Genomic DNA, 20,325 nt, shown 5'->3' with positions numbered 1-20,325 from the left:
CGCGCGCCGTTCGGCCTGCTCGCCGACGGCGCAGCGGCCCCGCCCCATCCACACGAGCCTTGAGGGAGCACTCCCGCAATGACGGAGAACAGCCGGTCGCAGCAGACCACCGACAACCCCACGCCGTACCGGTACACGGCCGACCTTGCCGGACGCCTGGAGACCGCCTGGCAGGACCGGTGGGAGCGCGAGGGGACCTTCAACGCCGATAACCCCGTCGGTTCCCTGGCCGGCCCCGACGCCGCCAAGGAGAAGTTCTTCCTGCTGGACATGTTCCCCTACCCGTCCGGCAAGGGGCTGCACGTGGGGCACCCGCTGGGCTACATCGCCACCGACGTCGTGGCCCGCTTCACCCGCATGACCGGCAAGAACGTGCTGTACACCATGGGGTACGACGCCTTCGGCCTGCCGGCCGAGCAGTACGCCGTCGCCACCGGACAGCATCCGCGCATCTCCACCGAGGCCAATATCGCCAACATGCGCCGCCAGCTGCGCCGCCTGGGCCTGTCCCACGACCCGCGCCGTTCTCTGGCCACCATCGACGTGGACTACGTGCGCTGGACCCAGTGGATCTTCCTGCAGGTGTACAACTCCTGGTTCGACCCGGACGCCCCACGCCGCGACGGCCGCGGCACCGGCGCCGCCCGCCCCGTGAGCGAACTGATCGAGAAGCTCGCCTCCGGGCAGGTGCCCACCCCGGACGGGCGCCCGTGGGCGGAGCTGACACCGGGGGAGCAGGCTGACGTCGTCGATTCCCACCGGCTCGCCTACGTCTCCTCCGCCCCAGTCAACTGGTGCCCGGGGCTCGGCACCGTCCTGGCCAACGAGGAGGTCACCAGCGAGGGCCGCTCCGAGCGCGGCAACTACCCGGTGTTCAAGCGGAACCTGCGCCAGTGGATGATGCGCATCACCGCCTACGGCGACCGGCTGGCTGAGGACCTGGACACGGTGGACTGGCCCGAGAAGGTCAAGACCATGCAGCGCAACTGGATCGGCCGTTCCGAGGGCGCCGAGGTCACCTTCGCGCTGCCCGGGGCCGACGCCGTCGGAGCCAGCCAGCACGAGCTGACCGTCTACACCACGCGCCCCGACACCCTGTTCGGAGCCACCTTCATGGTGGTCGCCCCGGAGCACCCGCTGCTGGGTGGCCTGTCCGGCGCCAGCCCGGAGCACGACGCCGCCGCCCTGACCGTGCCGCAGGCCTGGCCCGAGGGCACCCGCGACGCCTGGACCGGCGGCTACACCACCCCGGCCGAGGCGGTGGCCGCCTACCGGGCCCGCGCCGCCCAGGCCACCGAGGCCGAGCGCACCGATGAGGACCGCACCAAGACCGGCGTCTTCACCGGCCTGTTCGGCACCAACCCCGTCAACGGGGCACAGGTTCCCGTATTCGTCGCCGACTACGTGCTCATGGGCTACGGCACCGGCGCGATCATGGCGGTGCCCTCCGGCGACCAGCGCGACTGGGACTTCGCCCGCGCCTACGACCTCGACGTCATCGCCACCATTGCCCCGCCGGAGGGATTCTCCCTGGACGAGGCCGCCTGGACCGGCGACGGGCAGATCATCAACTCCGCCAACGCCGAGATCAACCTAAACGGCATGGGCAAGGACGAGGCCAAGGCGGCTATGACCGCCTGGCTGGAGTCCAAGGGCTACGGCCACGGCGCCGTCACCTACCGGCTGCGCGACTGGCTGTTCTCCCGCCAGCGCTACTGGGGCGAGCCCTTCCCGATCGTGTGGGATGAGGACGGCCGCCCCCACGCCCTGCCGGAGTCCATGCTCCCCGTGGAGCTGCCCGAGGTCAGCGACTACTCTCCGCGCACCTTCGACCCCGACGACGCCACTTCCTCCCCGGAGGCGCCGCTGGGCAAGGCGAGTGAGTGGGTGGAGGTCGAGCTCGACCTTGGCGACGGGCTCAAGACCTACCGCCGCGAGACCAACACCATGCCTCAGTGGGCCGGCTCCTGCTGGTACGAGTTGCGCTACATAGACCCGACCGACGCCGAGCACCTGGTCGATCCGGCCAATGAGGCCTACTGGATGGGTCCCCGCCCCGAGGGCGGCAACGTCTCCGGCGGTACCGACCTGTACGTCGGCGGCGTTGAGCACGCCGTCCTGCACCTGCTCTACTCCCGCTTCTGGCACAAGGTGCTGTTCGACCTGGGGGTCGTGTCCTCCTCCGAGCCCTACCACAAGCTGTTCAACCAGGGCTACGTGCAGGCCTACGCCTACACCGACGCCCGCGGCCAGTACGTGCCCGCCGACGAGGTCGAGGAGACCCAGGACGAGGACGGCAAGCCCGTATTCACCTGGCAGGGGCAACCCGTCAGCCGCGAGTACGGCAAGATGGGCAAGTCCCTGAAGAACATCGTCACCCCCGACGACATGTACGACGCCTACGGCGCCGACACCTTCCGCGTCTACGAGATGAGCATGGGCCCGCTCGACCAGGACCGTCCCTGGGACACCCGCGCCGTCGCCGGCGCCCAGCGCTTCCTGCAGCGGCTGTGGCGCAACGTCGTCGACGAGACCACCGGCGAGGTGACCGTCTCCGATGCCCCGGCCGATGAGGCGACCCGCCGCCTGGTCGCCCGCACCACCGTGGGCGTGCGCGAGGACTATGAGGGCATGCGCCTGAACACGGCGATCGCGAAGTTGATCGTGCTCAACAACCACCTCACGGGGCTCAAGACGGTTCCGCGCGAGGCCGTGGAGGCCCTGGTACTCATGGCCGCGCCCGTCGCCCCGCACATCTGCGAGGAGATCTGGCAGCGCCTCGGGCACAGCCGCTCCCTCGCCCACGAGTCCTTCCCGACCGTCGCCGATGAGGCGCTCCTGGCGGCCGAGAAGGTCACCTGCGTGGTGCAGGTCAAGGGCAAGGTCCGTGACCGCCTGGAGGTCGACCCCGACATCGACGCCGCCGAGCTGGAGAAGCTGGCCCTGGCCGCCCCCGGTGTGGTCCGCGCTCTGGACGGCCGCGGCGTGCGCAAGGTGATCGTGCGCGCCCCCAAGCTGGTGTCCGTCGTCCCCGAGTGAGGGGGCGGCGCCCCGCCGGGCGCGTGTCCGGTCACACCAGGATGCACACGCCGATGACGATTACCAGGTCGATAGTCGGCGTGTGAGACGCCGGGCGCCGACGTGCTGCGGGCCAGGCTCAGCGGCCGCGCAGGATGTTTCCCAGTATGGAGCGGGTGATCTGGCGGCCGGCGGAGCCGATCAGCTTCTCCACCTCACGCTGGCGCCGTTCTGCCGCCCGCTCCCGGGCCCGCTGCTCGCGCTCGGCCGCCTTCTCCGCCTCCCGCTGCAGCCGCTCGGCGGTGCGCTGGGCCTCCCGGGCGGCCGCGGCGTCCGCCTTCGCCTGCGCCTTGGCCGCCTCCTGCGCAGCCTTCTGGGCGGCCGCCTGCGCCTCGGCCTCCGCGCGCGCGGCCTCGGCCCGGACGGCCTCCTCCTCGGCGCGCTTGGTCAGCAACTCGTAGGCGGACTCGTTGTCAACCGCTTCTGCGTATTTGTGGCGCAGCGGCGAGGACGCCAGCACCGACTGGATCGTGGCCGGCTGTGCCGGACCCATCACCGCAGCCGGGGTATTCACGACGACGGGCGCCACCGGCGCGGGTCGGCCCTTCTCATCCAACACCGATACGACCGCCTGCCCGGTTCCCAGGCCGGTCAGCACCCGCGTCAGATCCAATGGCGAGACCGGGAAGGTGGACACGGCCTGCTTCAGCTTGGCGGCGTCGGCCGGCGTGTGCGCCCGCAGCGCGTGCTGGATACGGCTGCCGAGCTGGGCCAGCACCGCCTCGGGCACGTCCGTGGGGGACTGGGTGATGAACACGACGCCGACCCCCTTGGAGCGAATCAGCCTCACCGTGCGGGTAACCGCCTCCAGGAAGGCCTTGCCAGCGCCGTCGAAGAGCAGGTGAGCCTCGTCGAAGAAGAACACCAGCGACGGTTTATCCGGGTCCCCGACCTCGGGCAGCACCTCGAACAGCTCGCCCAGCAGCCACATCAGGAAGGTGGACAGCAGCCTCCCCTGGGACTGAATGTCCGCCAGCTCCAGGGAGGAGATGACGCCGCGACCGTCGGCGGCGGTCCGCAGCAGGTCGCGTACGTCCAGGGCCGGCTCCCCGAAGAAGACCGCGCCGCCGGCGGCCTCCAGGGCGGAGACCTGCCGCAGGATCACTCCGGCGGTCGCACTGGACACACCGCCGATGCCGCGCAGCTCCTGTTTGCCCTGCTCGGTGCCGGTCAGGTAGTCGACCACGCTACGCAGGTCCTTCAGATCAATCAGTGCCAGCCCCTGCGCATCCGCCCAGTGGAACACGAGCTCCAGCGCGGAGGTCTGGGTATCGTTCAGACCCAGCACGCGGGCCAGCAGCACCGGGCCGAAGGCCGTCACCGTGGTGCGGATGGGAGTCCCGGCTAAGGCGCCCGCGGCCGAGGCCGGCTGCGCCGCTGTCCCCTCCGGGCCGCCGAGCGTGAACAGCTCCAGTGGGAAGTCCCGCCCCTGCCACGCCTGCCCCGTGGCGGCGTTGCGCGCCACGAGCTTGTCTGAGGCGGTGCCGGCCTCCGCCAGGCCCGTTAGGTCACCCTTTATGTCGGACAGGAACACCGGCACGCCCACGGCTGACAGGCCCTCCGCAAGCAGTTGCAGCGTGCGGGTCTTGCCGGTGCCGGTGGCGCCGGCGACCAGGGCGTGACGGTTGAGCAGACCGAGCGGGATTCCCACATTCACGCCGGGCACCGGGGCGGGTTCTGCGGCCGGTTCCTGGGCCGGTTCCTCCTGCGTGGGGTAAGCCAGGTAGGTGCCCACCGGCAACACGGGGCCGGCAAAGGCGTAGCCGTCTCGCACGCGGGCGGCGTAGCCGGACGGTGCTTCCGACCCCTCGGCCGGGGCGTCCTTGGGTGCCGATGAAGCGGAGGGCGTCGGTTCCGCGGCCGCTGGGTCCCCGTCTCCAGGTGCCTGCGGCTGAGCCGGCGCGTCGATGGCTTGGGACGAGGACTCGGCGGTGGACTCGGTTTGGGCGGCCAGCGCCGCCTCTAGTGCCGCCTGCGCCGCAGCAGCCTTGGCGGCGGCTGCGTCGGCGGCCGCCTGTGCCGCCGCGGCCTTGAGGCGGGCGATCTCGGCTGGGTCCGGTGTGCTGCTCGTCATGCCCGCATCGTATGCGGACGTAACCGCCTGCGTCTTGTCGGCCGTTATCTCCGGGGCGGCCGATCCGTGCCTCCTGCTAGCCGGGGAGGGAGTCCGGCGCGAACCGGACGAGTGCACCGGCGTCTGGTACCTCCCTGTGGCTGCGATCACCGCGCCGTTGGTCTGACACGCCCGTGACAAGCAGCCGCCGTTCACCCGGCTGCCCGGGCCGGGGGCATACGCTTTTAGCATGGCGCTCACGGTGGTCACCGACTCGGCAGCCTGCCTGCCCCCCGCGCTCGCAGATGCGCGGGGGATTGTCGTTATCCCCCTGCACACCACGGAGGACGACGCCGGTACTGCGACGACGGCGCGCCCGGCTGTCGCTGAACTCGCTGAGGCATACCGCAAAGCGGCTGCCGGAGGAAACGAGGTGCTGGCCCTGCACCTCGCCTCCGCACTGTCCGGCACCGTGGACAACGCCCGCATAGCCGCACGCGAACTGGCCGCAGAAGGGGTGGCGGTGACGACCTTGGACTCCGGTGCCTCCGGCGGCGCGCTGGGGCTGGCCGCAGTGGCAGCGGCGGAGGCCGATGACGCCCGCCGTGGGGCCGCGCGTGCGCGCGAGTCCGTAGCCCGCTCCCGCCTGTTCTTCCTGGTCCAGGACCTGTCATACCTGCGCCGCGGCGGCAGGATTGACCGTGCCACCGCATTCGCCGGGGGCACCCTGGGGATCCGGCCCATCCTGACCACCGGGCCGCAGGGGATCAGCGTTGTGGAGATGGTCCGGGGCACCGCCCGCGCCCGCCGACACCTGATCGCGCAGGCGGTGCGCGCGGCCGGCGGAACATCGCTGACTGGTCCGCGCCCCCCGGCCGCACCCGTGCGACTCGCCGTTCACTTCTGCGACGACCCCGCCGCCGGACGCGCCCTGGAGAACGACCTGGCCGACGCGATGGTTGAGGCAGGAGCGGTCGTCGAGTCCATCATGCGCTCACCCGCCGACCCGGCCAGCCGAGTCCACCTGGGACCGGGCGCCCTGGGGATCGTGGTTGCACCGCACCTGGATCAGCCACGGTAAGGACGCCCCGTCGTCCACAGGCTCCTGTCGCCACAGGCCCGGCAGGCAGTACCCACAGCCTTCGAGACGGACCGTGCCCGATACCTCTACCGTCGGCCTATGAGCGGCAAGCGGGTGGCGGATCGTGTGGGCAGGCGCTCCCTGGACGAATTCGTGCGTATCGCCTGCTCTACCGACCCCGCGGAGCCCGTGCGCCGTCCCCGTCGCCTCGCCCTCGCCCCCAGGGCGGCAATCGGCCTCGGCATGGCCCTGGTGGTGGTCGCACTCGCCCTGGCACTCAGGACAGTCCTGATGGCGCCGCCGTCGACGCCCCAAGCCGACTCACGGGCGCCCGCTCCCGAAACTACCCCTGCCACCGCAACGGCTCCGGGTCCCGAGGCCCCGGAGAGCACCGCTGTGAGCACGGGCATGGCCGGCGAATTGGTGGTGCACGTGGCCGGAGCCGTGAGCAGTCCCGGCGTGGTCGTGCTCCCGGCGGGCGCGCGGGTCGTGGATGCCATCGACGCCGCCGGCGGAGCGCTGCCCGACGCGGATACCGACCAGCTCAACCTCGCCCGCACCCTGAGCGACGGCGAACAGGTGCGCGTACCACACGTGGGGGAGGACGCCTCTGCCTGGAACACCGGCGGCGGCATAGGTGAGCAGGCCGGATCCGACTCCGGCGCCACCGGCAGTGAGGGCTCGGGCACGACCGTCGGCGGGCGCGTCAACATCAACACCGCTGACGCCGCCGAGCTCGAGGCGCTGCCCGGTATCGGTCCGGCCTTGGCCCAGCGCATCGTCGACTACCGAAATGAGCACGGCCCCTTCGCCTCTGTAGACGAGCTGACGAGTGTCTCCGGCATCGGTGCGGCCAAGCTCGAGGCCCTACGGGACCGGGCGGCGGTATGAGTCGAACGAGCCGGTTCCTACAACGACGCCCCGCGGGCCGCAACGCGCCCCGCGCGGACGTCGCGCCCTGGGACGAGCCCAGTACGCTGCGACGCCTGTCCCCGCGCCCTCGCACTCGTCATGCCACCAGGGACCGCGCCCCGGAACCGTTGGACCTGCGGCTGGCGCCAGCCGCCGCAGCGGCCTGGGCGTCCGCCTTCTGGGCTGTGGGTCTGGGTGGGCCCCGCCCCTGGTCCCCAGCTCTGCTGGGGGCACTGGTCGCCGTGGCCGCGGCGATGCCACTCGGCGCGGCGGCGGCACGGTTCCGCCCTCCTCGTCACCGGCACGATCCCAGGCCCGGGGCGGGCTACCTTGAGGACTCGGCCGTAGGCTCACTGGCGGCCTCCCTGCTTGCCCTGGCCCTGACCATCACGGCAGTGCTGACCGTGACAGCAGCCGACTCCTGGTCCCGCGCTCGCGACCCGCTCACAATCGCCGCACAGGAGGAGCGCACCGTCACCTTGACTGGCACGCTCACCCGTACTCCGCGTGCCACCGCTACATCCAGGCGCACGACCGTACTCTCCGCGCTGTCCGTGGACGCCGTCGACGGTGCCCCCTCACACTTGACTGCCACTGTCCTGGGAGACGCCGACTGGTTGGCGGTCCCCCTGGGGGCGCCGGTGCGGGTGCGGGCGCGGCTGCGCCCCGCTGCCCCCGGTAAGAGCGAGGCGGCCATCATCGGCGCCAACGCGACCGTGAGCGTGACCGGCCCGGCCACGGGCCTCCTGAGCATCGTGGCGCGGCTAAGGGACGGGCTCGGCGACGCCGTGGGACCAGAGCCGACCGCGCCTGCCGCGGACCCCTCGCGGACCGGAGTGGACTGGCCTGCCGGTACCCGCGCCCTGGTGCCCGGCGTCGCCCTCGGCGACGACCACGCCCTGCCTACGCCGGTGCGGGAGGACATGCGGGCTGTCTCTATGACGCATTTGACCGCAGTGTCCGGCCAGCACGTCGCCATCGTCCTGGGGCTGGTGCTGGCCGCCCTGGGGGCTGCGCCCCGATGGGCGCGCGCCGCCGTGGGGGCACTGGTTCTGGCCGGGCTGGTGGTGCTTGTGCGGCCGGATGGATCCGTGCTGCGGGCGGCGGCTATGGGCGCGGTGATGCTGCTGGGCGTGGGTGCGGGACGGCGCTCCGCCTCCCTGCCCGCCCTCAGCGCGGGCGTGATCGTCCTGCTGCTGCTTGATCCCTGGCAGGCCCGCGACTACGGCTTCGCACTGTCGGTGCTTGCCACGGCCGGCATCCTCCTCGGTTCTGCGCCGCTGACCGCCGTGCTGTCCCGGCGCCTGCCACGTCCACTGGCCGCCGGGGTGGCGCTCCCGCTGGTTGCGCAGCTCGCCTGCGCCCCGGTGCTGGTGCTGCTGCGCCCGACCGTAGGGATCTGGTCGGTGCCGGCAAATGTGCTCGCCGCCCCACCGGTGCCGGTGGCAACCGTGTGCGGCATCCTCGCGGCCCTGGTGTCACCGCTGAGCCCGCGGGCCGCGGTCCTCATAGCCTGGCCGGCGACGGCGTCATGCGCCTGGCTGGTACTAGTGGCCCGCGCCTTCGCCCGCCTGCCCGGGGCATCGGTCAACTGGCCGGGGCACATTACCGGGGCGCTACTGCTGGCGGGTATTGAAGCCGCAGTGATCGCCGCCGCCTACTGGCGGGGGCGGCGTCGCACGCTTCGTCGGCGCAGGCGTGGCAGGCTATGAGCCATGGCAACCTCACGACCCTCCCGCGGCGCGCGTCGTACCCCCGACGGACCCGCCTGGGACGAGGTGCGCCTCGCGCCCATCGTGCTGATAAGAGCGGGAGAGGAGCTGCTGGCCGACCGGGCCGTCGCCCGGCTCCTGGCCCAGGCACGTCAGCAGGACCCGGCCACGGAGGTCAGCACCGTGGAGGCCGCCACCTACGAGTCCCACCAGCTGGACACGCTGGTATCACCGTCCCTGTTCGGTGAGCCCAAGCTAGTGCTCATCCCCTCCCTTGAGCAGATGACTGACGCGCTGCTGACCGACCTACTCGCCTATGTGCCGGCACCCGCCCCAGACGTCGTCGTCGTACTGCGGCACAATGGCGGCCAGCGCGGCAAGAAGCTGTTGGAGGCGCTGGCCAAGTCCCCCTACCCGGTAGTGACTATCCAGGCGGTGAAGTCCCCCAAGGACAAGGCCGCCCTGGTGGGTGCGGATGTGCGGCGCGCCGGACGGCGCATTGATCCCGAGGCCGTCGGCGCACTGGTGGACGCCCTCGGCAACGACTTGCGGGAACTGTGCGCCGCAGCCGAGCAGCTGGTTAGCGACACCCAGGGAACGATCACCGTAGAGGCAGTCAACACCTACTACGCCGGCCGCTTCGAGGCCACCGGCTTCACTGTTGCCGACGCAGCCGCGGCCGGGAACGTCGTCAAGGCCGTCACCGCCCTGCGGCACGCCCTGGCTACCGGCACCGATCCCGTGCCCATCGTCGCCGCCCTGGCCATGAAGATACGTCAGCTCGCCCGGGTTGCCGCCATGGGCGGTCGCCGGGGAGTGACGGCCCGCGACCTGGGCATGGCGCCGTGGCAGGCCGATCGCGCCCGCCGTGAACTGGCCGGCTGGTCCGATGACGCCCTCGCCGTTGCGATCCAGGCGGTGGCCCGCGCCGACGCCGAGGTCAAGGGCGCCTCCCGCGACCCTGTTTACGCGGTCGAACGCGCGGTGCTCACGATCTGTGACGCCCGCCGTGGCCGGCTTCCCCGGCGCGCCTCCTAGGACCGCGCCCGCCTCGGGCGACGGGCGCGGGCCCCCACTGCTCAGCCGTCCGCGAGGCGGGCCAGCGTGAGCGCTGTGCTCATCGCCGCGCACGCCGCCTCGTAGCCCTTGTCCTCATCGGATCCCGGAGCGCCGCAACGGGCCAGCGCCTGGGCCTCGGTATCGCAGGTGAGCAGGCCGAACCCCACCGGCACCCCGGTGTCCAGGGCAACTCGGCTCAGCCCATCGGTGGCGGCCCGGCACACGTAGTCGAAGTGCGGGGTGCCGCCGCGGATGACGACTCCCAGCGCAACCACGGCCTCGGCCCCGCCCCGCGCGGCAGCGGCAGCGAGGATCGGCAGCTCGAAGGAACCGACCGCCCGCACGACGCTTGCCTGCGCCCCCGCGTCCTCAACGGCTCGCAGTGCCCCCGCGAGCAGGCCGTCCATGACCTGCTCATGCCATTGCGCGGCGACAACCGTCACCCGCATGCCTGGCGCGCGCGGCGCGCTCTGCTCCGGTGCCCCGGTTCCACTCATCGTGCTGCTCCTTCTGCTCTGGTACTGGTGTGTGCGGGTCGAACGCTGGCGGCGGGATCAGCGGACTGCGGTACGACTGCGGGCGATGCATCACCGAGCTCAGGGCCGGCGAGCAGATGGCCCATGCGATCGCGCTTGGTACGCAGATAAGCGAGGTTCTCCCCATTGGTGAAGGTCGGGGTCGCCCGCCGGGCGGAAACGCGCACCCCGTAACGCTCCAGGCCCGTAACCTTGTCCGGATTATTCGTCATGAGCTCCACCGAGCGCACTCCCAGGAAACGCAGCACCTGGGCGGCCGTGGCATAACTGCGCGCATCAACCGGCAGCCCCAGGGCGACGTTGGCATCCAGGGTGTCCATGCCCGCCTCCTGAAGCGCATAGGCCCGCAGCTTGTCGATCAGGCCGATGCCGCGCCCCTCGTGGTCGGAGGCGTAGACAAGCACACCGCGTCCGCGAGCGCTGATCTCCTCCATCGCGGCGCGTAGCTGCGGACCGCAATCACAGCGCAGGGAGGACAGCACGTCGCCGGTCAGGCAGGCGGAGTGCACTCGGGTGAGGACATCCTCACCGTCCGCGATACTGCCGCACACGAGTGCCAGGTACTCGGCGCCGTCTACCCTGGAGCGCAGGGCGTGCGCGGTGAACTCCCCGTGCGCAGTGGGCAGATGCGCGGTGACGACCTTCTCGACGAGCTCCTCGTGCAGCCACCGGAAGCGCTCCAGGTCCTCGACCGAGATCATGGGCAGTGAGTGCGCGTCGGCGAACTCCCGTAGTTGGTGGCGGCGCGCCATGGTTCCGTCGTCGTTGACGATCTCGACTAGGACCCCGACCGGCCGGTGTCCCGATAGGCGCATGAGATCGACGGCGGCCTCCGTGTGCCCACGGCGCGCCAGGATTCCGCCCTCGCGTGCACGCAGGGGGAACACGTGGCCGGGGTGGACGAGGTCGGCCGGCGCCGACCCGGGGTCGGCTATGACGCGAATGGTGCGTGCCCGGTCATCCGCGCTCACGCCGGTGGTTATCCCAAGGCTGGCGTCGGCGCTCAGCGTGAAGGCCGTCCGCTTGGGATCGGTGTTGTGCTCGGTCATCATGGGGATGTCCAGGCGGTCTAGTTCACCGGCCGTCGTCGGAACACAGATGATGCCCGTTGAGTGGCGGATCGCGAATGCCAGCTGCTGGGGCGTGGCCGTGTCCGCCGCGAAGACGAGGTCTCCCTCGTTCTCCCGGCCCTCGTCGTCGACCACGATGACCATGCGGCCCTGCCGGAGCGCGTCAAGGGCCTGCTCGACGGTGTCAAGGCGAGTGCCGTCATGACCGCCGGGGCGGTGGCCCGGCTGGGTGCCCGCGGGCCCACGCTGCGCCGTGGGAGGGCAGCTGGAGGGCATGCTCACTCCTCCTCCAGGTGGGAGTCTGCGGCCAGGAGCCGCTCGACGTACTTCGCCATGACATCTACCTCCAGATTCACCCGGTCGCCCGGCATCCTGATACCGAGTGTCGTACGGCGCAGAGTCTCGGGAATGAGACTGACGCTGAAGAACGGCTCGTCCCGGTCAGGCCCCCTGCCGCCGCCGGCGCTGACGCCGACCACGGTCAGGGATACCCCGTCGACGGCGACCGAGCCCTTGGCGGCGACGGCCCGGGCAAGATCCTGAGGCAGGCCGACTCGCAGGAGGTCCCAGTTCTCCCCGTGCCGGCGCTCAAGGACCTCGGTTGCGGCGTCGACATGGCCCTGGACCACGTGGCCGCCGAGCCGGTCACCCATGCGCAGCGCCCGCTCGAGGTTGACGCGGTCCCCGGGAGCAAGCATCCCCAGGGCCGTGCGCGTGAGCGTCTCCGCCATCAGGTCTGCGGTGAAGGCGCCGTCGTGCAGCTCGGCGACGGTAAGGCAACAGCCGTTGACGCAGACGGAGTCGCCCTCCCGGGCGTCCGCGGTGACGGTGGGTGCGGCTACCGTGAGCCGGGCGGACTCTGCGCGGGTGTCGAGCCGGATGACCCGCCCGAGCTCCTCGATAATTCCCGTGAACATTAGTGAATCTCCTCGGTATTCATGCCGGTGAGCGGGGTGGTTGATGAGACGGCGCGGTGCCGGCCGCCGGGTTCGCCGGCCACCCGGACCACAAGATCCTCGCCTGCGCCCAGGACCTCAGCCTTGACGTGCTCGAGCCGCAGGATGTCAGCGATTGTTGACACTCCGAAGTCTGCGACGGCGGCGGGCCCCGCACCTAGCAGCGCGGGCGCAATGTAGGCGACCACTTCATCGATCAGGCCTGCGCGCAGGAAGGCGGCCGCAAGGGTCGGGCCGCCCTCCAGGAGGACGTGGCGGACCTGCCTGGATGCCAAGGTGGCCAGAACGGCGTGCGGATCGTGCTGCGGCAGCAGCAGGTGGTTGGCGTCGGCGAGTACCTGTGCGGTGGGCGGGATCGGCCGCGAGCCGGCAACCACCCGCAGCGGCTGCAGTCGGTCAGGTGCCGGCCGCCCCGACTGGTCGCGGATGGTCAGGGCCGGGTCGTCGGCCAGGACGGTGCCGGTACCCACCATGATGGCGTCACAGTCCCGGCGCAGCCGGTGGGCGTCATGCCGGGCCGTAGCGGAGGTGATCCACCGGCTTGTCGCGTCGGCGGCGGCGATGCGGCCGTCGAGGGTCGCCGCGAGCTTCCACGTCACCATGGGACGGCCCGTGGTGACGGCGAAGATCCACGGGCGAATGAGCTCAGCGGCCTGCTCGGCGTAAATACCCCGCTTGACGCTGACCCCGGCGGCTGCGAGCGCCTCCGCGCCACCCCGAGCCTGCGCAGTGGGATCCGCCAGCGCGTAGACGACCGTGGCGACCCCGGCGTCCAGGAGCGCCTGGGTGCAAGGACCGGTACGGCCTTGATGGTTGCAGGGCTCAAGTGTGACGACGGCGGTGGTGCCGCGCGCGCTGATGCCCTTTGCTGCCAGACTAGTCAGGGCGTCGACCTCGGCGTGGGCAGTGCCTGCGCCACGGTGATGCCCCTCGGCCAGGACGTCGCCGGCGGGGGAGACAATGACGCAACCGACGCGGGGATTAGGGCCGGCGGGGGCGTCCGGCGAGGCGGCGATGGCGATGGCGCGCAGCATCGCGGCCCGCTCCGCCAATGAGAATGCGGTCATGTGATCCTCTCTCCCGGGCGCGCTGGGGGAGAGGACACGCGGGTGTAGCGGACGGCAGGAAGATAGCGCGCCGCAGCACCGAGTGCCCGTGTGCACTTCCCATCCGGACTATCACCGTCGGTCCAGGAGTCTCACCTGGTCAGCCGCCCGCAGCTGCGGGCGGGTCGCGGACTGTCACCGCCGGCTCGGACTTACACCGACCCCAGAGCACACGAGAATGTCTCGTCGCGGTGAATATACCGAGTTACGGTCACTGGCACCAGCGGTTCGCGCCAAGGCGTCACTACTTCTTGCGATAGAGGGACTTCGTGGCGAATACCGGCTCATTGGTCACCTGGATCCCCAGGGACCGGAAGATGCCCTCATCCACCGGCCCCAGGATGGTTGAGGTGTGCACGTCGCAGCCGCGCAGGCTGCCCAGCTGGTCCAGTGCGCGGGCCGCGTTGGCGTCCCCGTTGGCGGACACCGCCAGCGCGATCAGCACCTCATCGGTGTGCAGGCGCGGGTTGCGGCTGCCCAGGTGGCGGGTCTTGAGGGTCTGGATCGGCTCGATCGACTCCTTGGCCAGCAGGTCCACCTCCGGGTCGATACCGGCCAGGCGCTTGAGGGCGTTGAGCAGCATGGCGGAGGAGCAGCCCAGCAGCGGGGAGGTCTTGCCCAGCTCGATCGTTCCGTCCGGCAGCTCAATGGCCGCCGCAGGGGCGTCGGTCGCAGCGGCCAGTTCCAGCGTCGGCCGGACCACGGGACGGTCCTCCTTGGCTATGCCGAGCTTGCTCATAAGCAGGGCGATGCGCCCTGACTGGACCGGCTCGAGCATGTCCCGCTTCTCCACCACCAGCGCCTTGTAGTAGCGGCGGATCACCTCTTGCTTGGAGGCCTCCCGGCACACGGCGTCGTCACTGATGCAGTAGCCGACCATATTCACCCCCATGTCGGTGGGAGAGGCGTAGGGGGAGGCGCCCATGATCTGCTCGAACAGGCGGGACAGTACCGGGAACACCTCGACGTCGCGGTTGTAGTTGACCGTCTGTACGCCGTGGGCGGCCAGGTGGTAGGGGTCGATCATGTTCACGTCGTCGAGGTCGGCGGTGGCGGCCTCGTAGGCGATGTTGACGGGGTGGTCAAGTGGGAGGTTCCAGATGGGGAAGGTCTCGAACTTGGCGTAGCCGGAGGAGATGCCGCGCATGTGGTCGTGGTAGATCTGCGACAGGCAGGTGGCCATCTTGCCCGAGCCCGGCCCCGGCGCGGTGACGACGATCAGATCGCGGGACGTCTCGATGTACTCGTTGCGCCCGTACCCCTGGTCGGAGACGATGCGGGCCACGTCGTTGGGATATCCCGGGATCGGGAAGTGGCGGTAGACGTTGATTCCGAGCTTGTTCAGCTTGCGCTTGAACTCGGCGGCCTGCTGGTTGTCATCCGTCCACTGGGTGATCACCACGCTGCCCACGTACAGCCCGTAGTCGCGGAAGGCGTCTACGTGGCGCAGCACCTCGTCCTCGTAGGAGGTGCCGTGGTCGGCGCGGATCTTGTTCCGGGAGAAGTCCTTGGCGTTGACGGCGACGATGATCTCGACGTCGTCGGCCAGCTCGGCGAGCATCACGATCTTGTTGTCGGGAGTGAAACCGGGCAGGACACGGGAGGCGTGCATGTCATCGATGAGCTTGCCGCCGAACTCCAGGTAAAGCTTGCCGCCGAACTGGGCGCGCCGCTGGGCGATGCGCTCGGACTGCATCTTGAGGTACTTGTCCCGATCGAACCCGATACGCATGCCTTCTCCTCGCGGTCGCTTCAATGGTGCGGCCTGGCGGTAGGACGCCGGCCTGAGGAATCGTAACGCCATCGGCGCATGCCGATAGAACCGCGCCAATGGATGGAAGTCTCACGTGCCTTCCGGGACGGGGCCGGACCGCCAGGGGAGTCTGGTGTATTGCGCAGCAGGGATGAGGGAAGAAATGCGGAGGGGGCGTCCCTCCTGTGAGAGACGCCCCCTCGTGGCGCAGTTGGATGCGCAACGATCACATGGCGTTGACGCGCTTGGCCAGCTTGGACTTGCGGTTGCGGGCCTGGTTGCGGTGAATGACGCCCTTGGAGACGGCCTTGTCCAGCTTGCGGGAGGCCTTGCGCAGATGCTCCTCGGCGGCCTGCTTGTCGCCGGCCTCGACGGCCTCGCGCGTGCGGCGCACGTAGGTCTTGAGCTCGGACTTGATGGACTTGTTGCGCAGGCGGGCCTTCTCATTGGTCTTGATGCGCTTGATCTGAGACTTGATGTTCGCCACTGTGAGTGAAGCTTTCTGGTGTCTGAATGGTCAATGGCCGGAGAGAGGGTTGGCGCTACGGGCGGACTTGAGGTGGTGGAAGCACCCGGCAGGCCCGATCGCCGGACCCCGAAGCCGGCCAGGCCAGAGGTCCAAAGGGCACTCTAGCACCAGGCGCAGGCACTAATCCCGGCCGGATGAGCCCCGCTGACGTGAGGTGCGTCGCGCTACTTCCGACCGCCTCGTGTGCTCAGGCCCAGTGGGCGCGCAGGGCAGTAACGACGCCGTTGAAGGTGGACCGGTTCATGGTGGCACCCTCGCGGCGCACCACATCGGGTTCCACGAGCAGCAGCCGGTCCAGGCGCACCTCGCTGGGGCGGCCCTTGGAATCCCACGGCCCGGTGCCGACATCGTGCCAGTAGCGGCCCCAGCGGGCCTCCTGGGCGGCGTCGAGATCGTGGTCCTTGCTGGTCAGCTGCGCGACGACGAGTCGCTTGCCGTGCCGCGCCAGGACGAGTACGGGCCGGTCCTTGCCCTGGGTGGGGTCCTCCTCGAAGGGCACCCAGGTCCATACCACCTCGCCAGGATCGGCGTCGCCGTCGGGGTCGGGGGAGTAGGTGAAGTCCGGCAGGCCCAGGGAGGCGACGTCGTAGCCGGCGACGCCGTCGTGCGCGCCTGCGCGGGAGCTGCGGGCACCCGGCAGGGAGGTAGTGCGGGAGACGCCTTGGCCTGCGCTTCCCGGCCGCCTTGGCCCGGAGTCGGCTACGGCGCGTTTGCGCGACTTCTCACCTCCGGCCAGCTCCTTGTCAATCGCGTCAGCCACCGCATCCTTGGCGGTGGAGGCGAAGATTCTGGCGATCCGCTTGAGCAGTGGGGAGGACATGGAGCAGACCCTATCGTCGAAGGTACGACCTGCTGCCACACACACGACTTCCAGCCACACGCACGCGTGGAGCCGCCCCGAACGCGCGACCGGTTGGGGCACGGGCCCGGGCGCGAGAGGCACTCGGCTAGGCCCGAGGTATTGGCGGATCCGCCATACGTGCCAGCAGTGCCCAGAAGACCGCGCCGCCCACCGCGGCCCAGGCCAGGACGGGGCCGACGCTGCTCCATTCCAGGCCGCCGGCGTCGGTCAGGGCGCTCGGTCCAAGCGTCAGCGCCCGCGTCACCAGCGAGTAAGGCCACATCCCTGCCAGGGACCGCGACTGGTAGGTGACGGCAATGCCGATGACCGCTCCCGCCAGCCCCAGGGCCACGGGTGCAGCGAAGGACCGCAGCCGCATCGACAGGGCCGACTGCAAGCCCACCAGCGGCACTGCCGCCACCACCGCCAGCAGTGCGCAGACCGTGAAGCCGATGGGCAGGCCCCCATCCAGGTGCAGGAGCACCAGACCTGACAGACAGGTGAGTGCGATCAGCATCGGAGCAGTGTGAAGCGGCGGCATTCTCATAGCTAGTGCAGCGTCAGCGTCTCACGTCCTGCGGCGAGGATAGCTAGTGCTTTGATTAAACGGTCGTCCTGTCAGTCACTTTCTGTTACACTCGGCACATGCCCAAGACGAATTTCCCTGAAATCCCGTACGAAGTTGTCGGATGCCCTAAAGACTCCTTGCGCGTAAAGAATCCAGTAGGTAACGTGTCTGCGCCCCTGCGAGAACTGCAACGACACGCTGGTGCTGTAGGTGATCCAGGTCAGATAAATAAGTGGCCAAGGCGCCCGCTTCTTGAACTCATATGGCGCTGCTATATGGTCGCTTCGAGCTTGGAGGAAACTAAGGTCGACGGAGGCGGGAGGCGGTGGCGCCGGAGTGGTGCGTACGATCGGATGGATCCTTCGGAAAAGGTAGCGATTAGCTATTTTCTCGGCATGGTTCAATGCGGGCTTGTTGCTGAAAGGGTGTTTGGTGTGTATCCGTTGGTGCACGTGGACCGTGTGCTCGCGCTGTCTGGAAAGGTGCTGCGGGGCAGTAGGCCGGACCTTGTCGGCTACAGGAGGCGTGTGTCGAGTTCAGGGGTTGTCTTTGATGGTAGCGCACTATTTGAGGCGAAAGGTAGGACAAATAGAGGAACTAAAGCGGTGGTCGCTAGTGCGGTCAAGCAGGTCAATAACCCTCCGAGGGAAGTCAGGTCCCTTGTGGGGGCAAACGCTATACACGTCGCCTCTGTTGCTCATTTTTCGGACGCGGCGATCGGCGCCAAAAGTACTAAGCAGGGTAGCGTTTGGCGCAGCCATTTGGTTGACCCTGAAGCGGGTGGCGACGATCGGTGTGACCTTGAGCGCTTGCGCATCCTTGTCGATGTCGCACATTATCTTCCTGTCGTGAGAGCATTTCGAGAAATTGAGGATGAATCTCGGAATGGTGATGTGCGCAGTGAATATATAAGCGGAAGTGAGTTTGTTGTTGCGAATCTTTTGGGGGGTGACCTCGAAATAGCTATTCCTGGTAAGGTGTATTCGGCGTTGGCGGGTATTGAGGGAGGCAGGGCGAACCTGGGCGACAAAAAACTAGAGGCTCTTGGCGATACTGTGACAGTGGAACTTTCGGAGTCATTTTCGGAAGTTGATTCGGTATTTCCGGCTGAACTCAATGATGTGCAGGTGAGGTGGTTACGCGATAGTTGATATGCTGCGCAGCCCGAAGTGTTCGTTGGGATTAGTGGGAACTTTGGGGCGCTGGGTGCAGTTTGTGTGCGGATGTTCCGGCTGCTAGGCGGTGTGCGGTATATGTGCTTGGCATATGCTTGGCGGGTGCGTCTGCTGTGAGCTTGCCTGTGTTGGCAATCTCATGCTAGGCCTAGTAACATGGGGCGCCTTTCTGTTTAGGTTGGTGAATGACTTGTGTTTATCTGTGGCGGGTTCTCTAATGCTGCCGGTCGTGTGTACCGAGCCCGCGCCATAGCCAACCGGAACCGTCCGGATCGGGACGCGGCCTGGTCCCGGTCGGCGTCGGCGGTGCGGGGGAAGGTACACCGCCTACCCCGACCGGAACCGCTAGAACAGTCCGCCGAAGACCCAGCCGAACAGGGCCTGGGCGTAGAGCAGGCCTGCCACCAGGTTGCAGAGCGTGCCGGCGAGGAACACCAGCACGGGCTTCCAGCCGGCCTCCCGCAGGGCGCCAGCACGGAACTCCAGGCCGATTGATACGAAGGCCAGGGTGAAGAACAGGGTTTGGAGCGCCTTGGCGGAGGCCAGGCCAGTGCTCAACCAACTGGTATCGTCCGCGACCAGGCCGGGCGCAGCGGCGGCGATGGCGGAGACCAGCACCGACGCGGCGATGAAGCCGAGGACGAACTTCGGGAAGCGCTGCCAGACCTCGTGCCAACCGGGACGGGACGCGGCGGTGCCGTCGGTGCCGCGGTCCACGCGCAGGGTGAACCAGAGGGACAGGCCCACGGCTACGAAGCCGATCAAGGCGTTCTGCGTCATCTTCACAATCGCGGCGAACTCGAGCACGTCCTCACCCGCGACGGCACCGGCGGCGGTCACGGCCGCGGTGGTGTCGATGTTTCCGCCGATCCAGGCGCCCGCAACCGGCGCAGACAGCCCCATCAGGGCGGCGAGCCAGGGCAGCAGGAAGATGCTCGGCAGGGCGAAGACCACAACCAGTCCGGCCGTGTAGGCGAGCTGCTCCCGCTTGGCGTTGACGGCTCCCGCCGCCGCCACGGCGGCCGAGACCCCGCAGACCGACAGGGCGGTGGCGAGCAGCGCCTTCAGGTGCGGCTCCACGCGCAGCAGGCCGGCCATCCACCAGGTGAACAGGAAGACCGTCGAGATCATGAGCAGGGCCTGAATGATCGCCGGCGCCGCCGCCGAGGCGATCACGTTGATATTGACGGTGGACCCCAGGAGTACCAGGCCTGTCTTGATGAAGAACTCGGTGCGGAACGCCGCCGAGAGACGGTCGATGACGCCGAGCGTCGACAGAAGGGCATTGGCGGCGAAGCCCAGGGCGATGGCGTATACGGGAAACTCGATCGTTCCGGCGATCGCGCCGAACCAGGTGCCCTCGCTCCAGACGGGGACGTGGCTGTCCAGGTAGTCGACGGCGGCGGCCAGGCCGACGACGATGACGAGTCCGAGCAGGGTCCAGCCCGGGGCGGCGGTCTCCTGGCGAGTGCTGGGGCTGCGCTCGGCGTCGGGGACGGTGTTGGCGGGAGTGCTGATGCGGCCGGCAGCAGTCATCCCAACCACCCCGAGATGTCCGGAATGATGCCGAGCAGGGCCAGGCCGAGCAGGGCGAGTCCGGTGATCGTGGCGAGCCAGTCCTCGCTCAGGGAGAACTTTCCGTCGCCGTCGGGCGGGATGACCTCGGTGGGTGGGACGTCCACGTGGTCGTCCACGTGGTCGTCCACAGCCTTGGTATGACGGCCCGTGTTACTGGTAGGGGGCATGGGCAGACCTTTCGGGTACTGCTGCGTACACGCCAGGGCCTGCCCCGACAAATGGGGCCCGTAAGAGGGACAAACACATCAGGAGTCGTCGGCAGGCACCTGCCGACGCAGCTCGTGTCAAGGGAAGGGCGTGTCAGTCGGCAGCGGTGAT

General features: G+C 69.2%; 17 protein-coding genes and 1 riboswitch. Of the genes, 6 read left to right on the top strand and 11 right to left on the bottom strand.

What is annotated here, in order from left to right; translation table 11 throughout:
* Positions 1-78: 78 nt before the first annotated feature.
* Positions 79-3,039 carry a leucine--tRNA ligase gene (locus GZ998_RS11535; protein ID WP_162678419.1) on the top strand — a complete coding sequence of 987 codons (2,961 nt, stop codon included), beginning with the start codon at positions 79-81 and terminating at the stop codon, positions 3,037-3,039.
* Positions 3,040-3,157: 118 nt separating this feature from the next.
* Here GZ998_RS11535 and GZ998_RS11530 read toward each other — a convergent pair whose 3' ends face one another.
* Entirely contained in the window at positions 3,158-5,152 is a 1,995-nt protein-coding gene (locus GZ998_RS11530) for a helicase HerA-like domain-containing protein (RefSeq protein ID WP_161924308.1), read from the bottom strand.
* 229 nt (positions 5,153-5,381) lie between these two features.
* Between GZ998_RS11530 and GZ998_RS11525 the strand changes: the two genes are divergently transcribed.
* From GZ998_RS11525 to holA, 4 genes are all read left to right on the top strand, one after another.
* Positions 5,382-6,212, top strand: coding sequence for a DegV family protein (locus GZ998_RS11525; protein WP_162678418.1), 831 nt, complete (start codon positions 5,382-5,384; stop codon positions 6,210-6,212).
* A gap of 99 nt (positions 6,213-6,311) precedes the next feature.
* Positions 6,312-7,103 (top strand): ComEA family DNA-binding protein, encoded by a 792-nt coding sequence (locus tag GZ998_RS11520; protein ID WP_203233828.1) that lies wholly within the window; start codon positions 6,312-6,314, stop codon positions 7,101-7,103.
* The gene (locus GZ998_RS11515) at positions 7,100-8,836 is read left to right on the top strand and encodes a ComEC/Rec2 family competence protein (RefSeq protein WP_161924307.1); all 1,737 of its coding nucleotides are present in this window, start codon (positions 7,100-7,102) and stop codon (positions 8,834-8,836) included. The genes GZ998_RS11520 and GZ998_RS11515 overlap by 4 nt, the downstream gene beginning before the upstream one ends.
* A gap of 3 nt (positions 8,837-8,839) precedes the next feature.
* The gene (holA, locus tag GZ998_RS11510) at positions 8,840-9,874 is read left to right on the top strand and encodes a DNA polymerase III subunit delta (protein ID WP_162678417.1); all 1,035 of its coding nucleotides are present in this window, start codon (positions 8,840-8,842) and stop codon (positions 9,872-9,874) included.
* Between the two features lie 41 nt (positions 9,875-9,915).
* Here the strand turns inward: holA and ribH are convergent, their stop codons facing one another.
* The 8 genes from ribH to GZ998_RS11470 all read right to left on the bottom strand — a co-directional run bounded on the left by ribH (position 9,916) and on the right by GZ998_RS11470 (position 17,203).
* The gene (gene ribH, locus GZ998_RS11505) at positions 9,916-10,392 is read right to left on the bottom strand and encodes a 6,7-dimethyl-8-ribityllumazine synthase (RefSeq protein ID WP_162678416.1); all 477 of its coding nucleotides are present in this window, start codon (positions 10,390-10,392) and stop codon (positions 9,916-9,918) included.
* Positions 10,389-11,645, bottom strand: a complete 1,257-nt coding sequence (locus GZ998_RS11500) for a bifunctional 3,4-dihydroxy-2-butanone-4-phosphate synthase/GTP cyclohydrolase II (protein ID WP_237564389.1) — start codon at positions 11,643-11,645, stop codon at positions 10,389-10,391. Before GZ998_RS11500 ends, ribH begins: the two co-directional genes overlap by 4 nt.
* A gap of 134 nt (positions 11,646-11,779) precedes the next feature.
* Positions 11,780-12,418 (bottom strand): riboflavin synthase, encoded by a 639-nt coding sequence (locus GZ998_RS11495; protein WP_219109902.1) that lies wholly within the window; start codon positions 12,416-12,418, stop codon positions 11,780-11,782.
* Positions 12,418-13,524, bottom strand: coding sequence for a bifunctional diaminohydroxyphosphoribosylaminopyrimidine deaminase/5-amino-6-(5-phosphoribosylamino)uracil reductase RibD (ribD, locus tag GZ998_RS11490; RefSeq protein ID WP_161924302.1), 1,107 nt, complete (start codon positions 13,522-13,524; stop codon positions 12,418-12,420). Before ribD ends, GZ998_RS11495 begins: the two co-directional genes overlap by 1 nt.
* Positions 13,525-13,610: 86 nt before the next feature.
* Positions 13,611-13,739: riboswitch (FMN riboswitch) on the bottom strand.
* 68 nt (positions 13,740-13,807) lie between these two features.
* Positions 13,808-15,295 (bottom strand): DUF1846 domain-containing protein, encoded by a 1,488-nt coding sequence (locus GZ998_RS11485; protein ID WP_161924301.1) that lies wholly within the window; start codon positions 15,293-15,295, stop codon positions 13,808-13,810.
* Between the two features lie 247 nt (positions 15,296-15,542).
* Positions 15,543-15,803: a 30S ribosomal protein S20 gene (rpsT, locus tag GZ998_RS11480; RefSeq protein ID WP_161924300.1), complete on the bottom strand. Its 261-nt coding sequence runs from the start codon at positions 15,801-15,803 to the stop codon at positions 15,543-15,545.
* A gap of 229 nt (positions 15,804-16,032) precedes the next feature.
* On the bottom strand, positions 16,033-16,665 hold the full coding sequence (locus tag GZ998_RS11475; protein ID WP_219109901.1) for a type II toxin-antitoxin system PemK/MazF family toxin: 633 nt from the start codon (positions 16,663-16,665) through the stop codon (positions 16,033-16,035).
* 127 nt (positions 16,666-16,792) lie between these two features.
* A complete protein-coding gene (locus tag GZ998_RS11470; protein WP_219109900.1) occupies positions 16,793-17,203 on the bottom strand; it encodes an ABC transporter permease in 411 nt (136 codons plus the stop codon).
* A 404-nt stretch (positions 17,204-17,607) separates the two neighbouring features.
* On the opposite strand from GZ998_RS11470, the gene GZ998_RS11465 reads away from it, so the two are divergent.
* The gene (locus tag GZ998_RS11465; RefSeq protein WP_219109899.1) at positions 17,608-18,405 is read left to right on the top strand and encodes a hypothetical protein; all 798 of its coding nucleotides are present in this window, start codon (positions 17,608-17,610) and stop codon (positions 18,403-18,405) included.
* Between the two features lie 369 nt (positions 18,406-18,774).
* Here the strand turns inward: GZ998_RS11465 and GZ998_RS11460 are convergent, their stop codons facing one another.
* Complete coding sequence (locus GZ998_RS11460; protein ID WP_219109898.1) at positions 18,775-19,965, bottom strand: YeiH family protein; 1,191 nt, start codon at positions 19,963-19,965, stop codon at positions 18,775-18,777.
* Positions 19,962-20,174 carry a hypothetical protein gene (locus GZ998_RS11455; RefSeq protein ID WP_219109897.1) on the bottom strand — a complete coding sequence of 71 codons (213 nt, stop codon included), beginning with the start codon at positions 20,172-20,174 and terminating at the stop codon, positions 19,962-19,964. The genes GZ998_RS11460 and GZ998_RS11455 overlap by 4 nt, the downstream gene beginning before the upstream one ends.
* Between the last annotated feature and the right edge of the window lie 151 nt (positions 20,175-20,325).

Source organism: Actinomyces sp. 594 (assembly GCF_019325145.1).
Lineage (GTDB): Bacteria > Actinomycetota > Actinomycetes > Actinomycetales > Actinomycetaceae > Actinomyces.
This window is presented reverse-complemented; position numbering and strand designations above follow the sequence as displayed.

Coding starts and splice junctions, on each gene's coding strand:
- GZ998_RS11535 (WP_162678419.1), top strand. CDS start 79: ATGACGGAGAACAGCCGGTCGCAGCAGACCACCGACAACCCCACGCCG.
- GZ998_RS11530 (WP_161924308.1), bottom strand. CDS start 5,152: ATGACGAGCAGCACACCGGACCCAGCCGAGATCGCCCGCCTCAAGGCC.
- GZ998_RS11525 (WP_162678418.1), top strand. CDS start 5,382: ATGGCGCTCACGGTGGTCACCGACTCGGCAGCCTGCCTGCCCCCCGCG.
- GZ998_RS11520 (WP_203233828.1), top strand. CDS start 6,312: ATGAGCGGCAAGCGGGTGGCGGATCGTGTGGGCAGGCGCTCCCTGGAC.
- GZ998_RS11515 (WP_161924307.1), top strand. CDS start 7,100: ATGAGTCGAACGAGCCGGTTCCTACAACGACGCCCCGCGGGCCGCAAC.
- holA (WP_162678417.1), top strand. CDS start 8,840: ATGGCAACCTCACGACCCTCCCGCGGCGCGCGTCGTACCCCCGACGGA.
- ribH (WP_162678416.1), bottom strand. CDS start 10,392: ATGAGTGGAACCGGGGCACCGGAGCAGAGCGCGCCGCGCGCGCCAGGC.
- GZ998_RS11500 (WP_237564389.1), bottom strand. CDS start 11,645: ATGGTCATCGTGGTCGACGACGAGGGCCGGGAGAACGAGGGAGACCTC.
- GZ998_RS11495 (WP_219109902.1), bottom strand. CDS start 12,418: ATGTTCACGGGAATTATCGAGGAGCTCGGGCGGGTCATCCGGCTCGAC.
- ribD (WP_161924302.1), bottom strand. CDS start 13,524: ATGACCGCATTCTCATTGGCGGAGCGGGCCGCGATGCTGCGCGCCATC.
- GZ998_RS11485 (WP_161924301.1), bottom strand. CDS start 15,295: ATGCGTATCGGGTTCGATCGGGACAAGTACCTCAAGATGCAGTCCGAG.
- GZ998_RS11475 (WP_219109901.1), bottom strand. CDS start 16,665: ATGTCCTCCCCACTGCTCAAGCGGATCGCCAGAATCTTCGCCTCCACC.
- GZ998_RS11470 (WP_219109900.1), bottom strand. CDS start 17,203: ATGCTGATCGCACTCACCTGTCTGTCAGGTCTGGTGCTCCTGCACCTG.
- GZ998_RS11465 (WP_219109899.1), top strand. CDS start 17,608: ATGGATCCTTCGGAAAAGGTAGCGATTAGCTATTTTCTCGGCATGGTT.
- GZ998_RS11460 (WP_219109898.1), bottom strand. CDS start 19,965: ATGACTGCTGCCGGCCGCATCAGCACTCCCGCCAACACCGTCCCCGAC.
- GZ998_RS11455 (WP_219109897.1), bottom strand. CDS start 20,174: ATGCCCCCTACCAGTAACACGGGCCGTCATACCAAGGCTGTGGACGAC.